Source organism: Bacteroides sp. CAG:189, from assembly GCF_000432295.1.
Taxonomy (GTDB): Bacteria; Bacteroidota; Bacteroidia; order Bacteroidales; family Bacteroidaceae; genus Bacteroides; species Bacteroides salyersiae.
The window spans coordinates 1-8,205 of record NZ_HF991051.1 but is presented as its reverse complement, the minus strand read 5'-3'; the positions used below and the strand labels follow the sequence as shown (position 1 = coordinate 8,205).

Sequence of the window (8,205 nt, the reverse complement as noted above, 5' to 3'; positions counted from 1 at the left end):
CGGCATTCCTGATGGCAGCGGAACTGATGGCAGACGATCCGCTTTGGAGCAATAAAGAGAAAAAGGATTTCCGGAAATGGGTGAAACGCATCTACCAGCACGCCGCCAATACCATCCGGGTTCATCAGAACAACTGGGCGGATTGGGGACGTTTCGGCTCGCTGCTGGCGGCTTCATTCCTAAATGAGAAAAAAGAAGTTGCGGAAAACGTGCGCCTGATAAAATCGGACTTATTCCATAAAATAGCAACAGACGGCAGCATGCCCGAAGAGACCCGGAGAGGCGGCAACGGCATATGGTACACCTATTTCTCACTGGCACCGATGACCGGAGCGTGCTGGCTGGTGTACAATCTCACCGGAGAGAATCTGTTCGCTCTGGAACAAGACGGAACCTCCATAAAAAAAGCGCTGGACTATATGGCCTACTATAATAAACATCCTAAAGAATGGAAATGGGACAAGAACCCGAATACTGGGAAAAATGAAGTCTGGCCCGAGAACCTTCTCGAAGCAATGGCAAACCTATACAATGACAACTATTATGTGGAATATGTAAAAGGGAAGCGTCCGATCATTTACCGCAACCATCACTTCTGCTGGACATTCCCCACGCTGATGCCCACTTCTTTTGAAAATTATCAATAAAGATTATCTTACAACATGAAAAAGCTTTTTAAATTATTCGCATTCACATGCCTGGCAATGTCTGCCACGGCGCAAAACAAAACTCCGATCTATCTGGACGAAACAAAACCGATAGAGCAACGCGTGGAAGATGCACTTCAACGAATGACTCTGGAAGAAAAAATAAAATTGTGCCATGCACAATCTAAATTCAGTTCCCATGGCGTACCCCGTCTCGGCATACCGGAACTTTGGATGACCGACGGACCACACGGTATCCGGGAAGAGGTGCTGTGGGATGAATGGAAAGGAGCTGCCTGGACCAGTGATTCCTGCATCGCTTTCCCTGCACTGACCTGCCTTGCCGCCACATGGGATCTTGATATGTCGGTCCTGTATGGCAAGTCGATAGGCGAAGAAGCCCGCTTCCGGGGGAAAGATGTTCTGCTGGGTCCGGGTGTCAACATATACCGCACACCACTCAACGGACGAAACTTTGAGTACATGGGAGAAGATCCTTATCTGGCCGCTAAAATGGTAGTGCCATACATCAAAGGGGTACAACAAAACGGGGTGGCCGCCTGTGTCAAGCATTTTGCATTGAACAATCAGGAAATGTATCGCGGACACATCAATGTGGAGGTCAGTGACCGCGCCCTGCACGAAATTTACCTGCCTGCTTTCAAAGCGGCCGTACTGGAAGGGGGAACATGGTCCATTATGGGGGCTTACAACCAATACAAAGGCCAACATTGCTGCCACAACCAGTATTTGCTGAACGATATACTGAAAAAAGACTGGAATTTCGACGGAACTGTGATTTCCGACTGGGGAGGTGTACACGACACTTACCAATCGGCCTATTATGGACTCGATCTGGAAATGGGAACATGGACAGACGGATTGAGCTGGGGAAAAACCAATGCCTACAACAACTACTACATGGCATTGCCGCTACTGGAAAAGATCAAAAACGGAGAAATCGAAGAAAACACCGTGAATGACAAAGTGCGCAGGCTGCTTCGCATGATGTTCCGGACAAGCATGAACACTCAAAAGCCATGGGGATCATTCGGCACGGAAGAACATGCACTGGCAGGACGCACCATTGCCGAAAACGGCATCGTGCTACTCAAGAACGAAAACGGATTGCTGCCTGTCGATCTTTCCCAAATAAAGAAAATAGCCGTTATCGGCGAAAATGCCACGAAAGTCATGACATTGGGAGGTGGCTCTTCTTCATTGAAAGTGAAATACGAAGTTTCTCCGCTCGAAGGGCTGAAGAAACGGGTAGGCAATGCCGTCGAACTGGTTTACGCTCCCGGATATGCAAGCCCGCTCACCGATAAGAGAGATCCCCGGTACATCGTTCCCGAAGGATACCGGCTTCCCGATGCGGAGAAACTAACGAAAGAGGCTCTTGAAGCTGCCAAAAATGCGGATATTGTACTGTTCTTCGGAGGTCTGAATAAGAACGAACACCAGGACAGCGAAGGCACGGACCGGCTCAACTATCATTTGCCTTACGGACAGGACGAACTGATAGCCCAACTCAGCAAAGTAAATAAGAACATAGCCGTTATTCTTATTTCGGGAAATGCAGTCGCAATGCCGTGGATCAAAGAGGTGCCGTCTGTTTTGGAAGCCTGGTTCAGCGGTACGGAATCCGGTAATGCCATTGCTTCCGTATTGGTTGGAGATGTTAACCCTTCCGGCAAGTTACCGATGACTTTCGCTGTCCGCCTGGAGGACTATCCGGCACATACCGTCGGAGAGTATCCCGGTGACAGCATCAACGTGAAATACAACGAAGGCATATTCGTAGGCTACCGTTGGACGGACAAACATAAAATCCGGAGCTTGTTCCCGTTCGGACACGGTTTAAGCTACACCACTTTCCAATATGGAAAAGCCCTTCTTTCATCCTCCGAAATGAACGAAAAGGAGATACTGACCGTTACTATCCCTATAAAAAACACCGGAAAAGTAAAAGGAAAAGAGATTGTGCAACTCTATATCGGTGATGAAAAAAGCTCATTGGAACGTCCTGTCAAAGAGTTGAAAGGGTTCCAAAAAATAGAACTGAATCCGGGCGAAGAAAAGGTGGTAGAGTTCAACATCACCTCCAATGACCTGAAATTCTACGATGAAGCCATACAGGACTGGAAAGCCGAACAAGGCAAATTCAATATCTTCATAGGCAGCTCATCTACTGACATACGCGCAAAAGCCAAGTTTAATCTAAAATAAATGATACCAATCTGCTTATTTCATTGAATGAGACATTTATGACTAATTAAATATCAGTATTGAATCTTTTCATTAACTTTGTAGTCAAAATTTAACAATTCGGTTTTTAACAAAAAGTATGATGGTGAAGCTATTAATCCAAAGGTCCACTTTTGGTATAAAACTGAATCTATGAGTTAGCCGAGACAGATCTGTTTTTGGGGTATTCATGAAATACCTGCTGATAGAAAAAACTTGAAAAGGTAAAGGTCAAAGAAAGATATAAGACTACATGGTAAGCAAAGATATTGGCATGTATAGCACCTGTAAACATTTCTGTGTCCACAGGTGTCATGTTAATATACGTAAAGAATGTGTCCTAAAAAATGCAGAAAAAAATAATGATGATAGTGAAAGTATCATTGAATAATATAAGCAATAAAGGATATGGACGAAATAATAAATAATACCCAATATAGCGAGCTCGTTAATGCAGTTCAAGCGATTAAAGGGGCTATTTTGCAGAGCCAGCAACGGGCATTAGGTGTGATAAATCAAGAGCAATTGGCTCTTTATTATGGCATCGGACGATATGTTTCTGTAAACACTCGCAATAAAAATTGGGGTAAAGGGTTTATTGAAGCTATCAGCGAGCAACTACGCAAAGAGTTACCAGGGCTGAGGGGCTTTTCAGCCCCAAGCTTACGAAAGATGCGCACCTTTTACGAAGAGTGGCGAATGCTTTCGGATAATCCATTCGTTGAAACGAACAAATTGGTAACTGACGAACAAAATTCGTTCGTTGAAACGAACGAATTACCCACAGTTCAGTTCAAGATAGATGCAGATTTTCCTATTACTGCTTTTATGAATATAGGTTTTACTCATCATTATGCCATTGTCAGCAAAGTAAAAGATACTGAGAAACGTAAATTCTATATTCAATTTGCAGCTGATACAAAAGCAAAGGTTGGAGAGTTGGAACGAATGATAGACAGCGACTTGTATAGTCATCAGGGAGAGTTACCTAACAACTTTAAAAAGACTATCCCCGATCGGTTGGAAGCATATCGTGCAATCACAATGTTCAAAGATGAATATCTGCTTGATTTTATCAATGTAGAAGAATTATTCGTTCGCGAGAAAGATAGAGACGAACGGGTAATTGAACAGAGTATTATTCAGAACGTGAAAGAGTTTATTATGACATTCGGTAAGGACTTTACGTTTGTGGGGAATCAGTATCATTTAGAGAAATATGGCGTAGAGGAGTTCCCTGATTTACTCTTTTTCAATAGAGAGTTGGCGGCTCTCGTCTGTGTGGAATTGAAGGATGGATCATTCAAGACCAATTATCTTGGTCAGTTGGCAGCTTATCTGCGTATTCTTGACGATGAAGTTCGCAAACCTAATGAGAATCCGTCTATCGGAATCATTCTTTGTAAAAGTGCCAATAAGAAATTCGTGGAATATGTAATCCAAGATTATGATAAACCTATGGGCGTTGTGACATACAAAACCACAGCCGATATGGATGATCGACTTAAGAAACTGCTTCCACCTGTTGAAGAATTGGAAAAACTACTTTAAATTACTGCATATGCTATTTAAGAATTTACGATTAGACGATTGACGATGTACGATTGAAAATACAAGGATTCCAATTTACTCTTATATTCATGTTTATAATATATAGGAGTTACTTCAATCGTACATCATCAATCGTCTAATCGTAAATCTCTTTATTTCCCTCTCACTATCTTCTTTATGTCATTCAGCTTATTCAGCGCCTCGATCGGAGTAAGGTTATTCACGTCCAAATTCAGTATTTCATCCCGGATCTGACAAAGGATGGGATCATCCAGTTGGAAGAAGCTTAGCTGCATCCCTCCCCTGCTTTCACTCACTTCATTCAACGGTTTATTGGAGATGCCCTGCTGGCGGTTGTCCGATTCAAGCTGTTTCAGAATTTCGTTGGCACGCTTTACAATGCTTTTCGGCATACCCGCCATCTTGGCCACATGAATACCGAAAGAGTGCTCGCTACCCCCACGTTCGAGTTTGCGGAGAAAAATCACCTTATTATCGACCTCTTTCACCGATACATTGTAGTTCTTGATCCGCTTGAAGGATTTCTCCATTTCATTCAGCTCATGATAATGCGTGGCAAAGAGTGTACGCGCTTTCGCCTTGGGATGTTCATGGATATACTCCACAATTGCCCACGCTATCGAAATACCGTCATACGTGGAAGTACCGCGCCCCAATTCATCGAACAGCACAAGACTTCTCGAAGAAACATTATTCAAAATATCTGCCGCTTCGTTCATCTCTACCATAAATGTAGACTCGCCCACCGAAATGTTATCACTGGCGCCCACGCGGGTAAATATCTTATCAACCAATCCGATACGGGCACTCTCGGCAGGAACAAACGAACCGATCTGAGCCAGCAAGGTGATCAATGCCGTCTGCCGCAACAACGCCGACTTACCCGCCATGTTGGGACCGGTAATGATGATAATCTGCTGCGTCGTACTGTCCAGCATTACATCGTTGGCAATGTATTTTTCACCGATGGGAAGCTGCTTCTCAATAACCGGGTGGCGTCCCTGACGAATGTCCAGCACATCATTATCTTCGATAACCGGGCGGATATAATTATTTTCACGGGCTATATTGGCAAATGACAACAAACAATCGATGCGGGCAATCTGATTGGCGTTGATCTGAATGGCAGGAATAAATTCGCTCAATGCCTGTACCAATTCCGTATAAAGCCGTGTTTCAAGTACCAGAATCTTATCCTCCGCTCCGAGGATTTTCTCCTCGTATTCTTTCAGTTCTTGGGTGATATAGCGTTCTGCATTCACAAGTGTCTGTTTGCGGATCCATTCTTGCGGCACCTTGTCTTTGTGTACATTACGTACTTCTATATAGTAGCCGAACACACTGTTATAAGCAATCTTCAAACTCGGTATTCCAGTCTGTTCGCTTTCACGCTGCTGTATCTTCAAAAGAAAATCCTTACCCGAATAGGCTATCTGACGCAGTTCATCCAGTTCGGCATTTACCCCGTCCTTGATAACCCCACCTTTATTTATCAACAAAGGAGGATCGTTATTCACCTCTTTATCTATCCGGTCGCGGATGGAAATACAAAGATTCAACTGCTCTCCTATCCGGTTCAAGCTGGCATTATCCGCCTGCATGCAAGCCGCTTTTATAGGCTCGATCGCTTGCAGGGCAACCTTCAACTGTACTACCTCGCGAGGAGATACACGCCCCACCGCCACCTTGGAAATGATGCGTTCAAGATCGCCTATCAGATGCAGTTGTTCTTCGATCAGTTCCTTAAATTCCGGCTCGCGGAAAAAGTATTCCACTACGTTCAGACGGTCATTAATAGGCTTCTCGTCTTTCAGAGGAAACACCATCCAACGTTTCAGCATACGGGCACCCATCGGACTGATGGTTTTATCAATAACATTGAGCAGGCTACTTCCACCGTCGTTCATGCTACCGATAAGCTCCAGGCTGCGCACGGTAAATTTATCCAAACGCACATATTTGTCCTCTTCAATACGCGACAATGCCGTGATGTGTCCGATTTGCGTATGCTGCGTCATATCCAGGTATTGCAGAATAGCCCCGGAAGCAATGATACCATTTTTAAGATGCTCTACTCCGAAACCTTTCAAATTCTTTGTTTCAAAGTGCTTCAACAGTTTCTCGCGTGAACTGGTCTCCGTAAAAGCCCAATCGTCCAGTTCGAAAGTAAAGAATTTGTTTCCGAAATTCCCTTCGAACATACCCCGTTTGCCACGTTCGAAAAGCACCTCTTTCGGACCAAAATTATTCAGCAATTTATCTACATAATCAAAAGGGCCTTCCGCCGTCAAAAATTCACCGGTAGAGATATCGAGAAAGGCGATGCCACAACCCGTTTTTCCGAAATGTACAGCTGCTAAAAAATTGTTTTCTTTATAATTGAGGACATTATCGTTGATGGAAACACCCGGAGTAACCAATTCGGTAATGCCGCGCTTCACCAATTTCTTTGTCATCTTCGGATCTTCCAACTGGTCGCAGATAGCTACACGCTTGCCCGCACGTATCAGTTTAGGCAAATACGTATCCAATGCGTGATGAGGAAATCCGGCCATTTCAATGGTTTTGCCTTTTCCATTGGCACGCTTAGTCAGCGTGATGCCCAAAATCTCCGCCGCAATAATTGCATCTGTCGAATAAGTCTCATAAAAGTCTCCGCACCGGAACAGCATCACCGCATCGGGATGTTTTGCTTTCAGGTCGAGAAACTGTTTCATCATGGGGGTCAGTTCGATATCGTTGTTCACAGGTGTAGTCTCCTTTTTTCTTTTAATTCAATGATCCAGTGATTCAAAATTCAATGATTCAGTGCACAAAGATACTGATTTCCTGTAAATCTACCATCCCGGCGATGGCAAGATTTCTTCAAAGTATTCTATAGTAAAAAAGTCTTTAAAGACCTTTCCTAAGTATTAATAACCTACGTATTGTTCTTAAAACATGTTATTAAACACATGTTTTTATTTGGATTATTTGCAGATATCCGTAAAAGCAGTACCTTTGCATCGTGTTTTTCATAGTATTAGATTTAAGGTTAACAAAGGTTGGAGCAAGGCGTTGCTCCTTTTTTTATGCCCATACGTTACTTTTTCATTTCCACTAAATCCGCTTAGAGTCAGATTTCCTTTATTCCGCTTACCTTTCCAGTCTGTTTCTTTTTTATTACAAAGAGATAATAATCCCACTTTTCGGCCCACTACGATTGTTGCATATTATAAATATTCAATTTATTTCTCGTAGAGTTTCGTTCGGTTTCTCTACGAGTTTAGACCCGTTCCTCTACGAGTTTCGCTTCAATCCTCGTAGAGAAAACAGTCACCAGTATAGCGCACTCATATTCAACGTTTTACAAAGGCTTACAATTGTTATTTATTTTCAATACAAGAAATACAATTTATTCATTTATCTGCAATTTGAAATCATCCGAAAAAATTACCAATAGTAATATTCTTCTTTATCCTGATTATCTCTGATTTGCAATCATATCGTACTCCCTAACGCAAAAGAAAAGAAGAGGAATCATTATTAACGTAAAGATAACATCACGATAACATACTATGATCCGGAGCCACCCTATCTTTGCAACATCGAAAGAAACAAGAATCGAATATAAACCATAAAAACAAGAGCCATATGAAAACTTTAGTAGTATCAGTAGTAATCGCAATGACATCCGTATTCAATGCATTCAGTAACGGAAATCTTACCCAGTTTGCTTATAACACCACTACAGACGGAG

At 43.0% G+C, this 8,205-nt stretch carries 4 protein-coding genes; 3 read left to right on the top strand and 1 reads right to left on the bottom strand.

All coding sequences use genetic code 11. The features are described from left to right. From QVP90_RS06995 to QVP90_RS06985, 3 genes are all read left to right on the top strand, one after another. Positions 1–647, top strand: a 647-nt coding sequence (locus QVP90_RS06995) for an alginate lyase family protein (RefSeq protein WP_288203995.1), incomplete at its 5' end; no start/stop codon positions are given. A 15-nt stretch (positions 648–662) separates the two neighbouring features. Continuing rightward, the gene (locus QVP90_RS06990; RefSeq protein WP_021936028.1) at positions 663–2,876 is read left to right on the top strand and encodes a glycoside hydrolase family 3 C-terminal domain-containing protein; all 2,214 of its coding nucleotides are present in this window, start codon (positions 663–665) and stop codon (positions 2,874–2,876) included. A 426-nt stretch (positions 2,877–3,302) separates the two neighbouring features. Next, entirely contained in the window at positions 3,303–4,445 is a 1,143-nt protein-coding gene (locus tag QVP90_RS06985; RefSeq protein WP_021936027.1) for a PDDEXK nuclease domain-containing protein, read from the top strand. Positions 4,446–4,597: 152 nt separating this feature from the next. On the opposite strand, the gene mutS is transcribed toward QVP90_RS06985, so the two are convergent. Further along, a complete protein-coding gene (gene mutS / locus QVP90_RS06980) occupies positions 4,598–7,213 on the bottom strand; it encodes a DNA mismatch repair protein MutS (RefSeq protein WP_021936026.1) in 2,616 nt (871 codons plus the stop codon). Between the last annotated feature and the right edge of the window lie 992 nt (positions 7,214–8,205).

Coding starts and splice junctions, on each gene's coding strand:
- QVP90_RS06990 (WP_021936028.1), top strand. CDS start 663: ATGAAAAAGCTTTTTAAATTATTCGCATTCACATGCCTGGCAATGTCT.
- QVP90_RS06985 (WP_021936027.1), top strand. CDS start 3,303: ATGGACGAAATAATAAATAATACCCAATATAGCGAGCTCGTTAATGCA.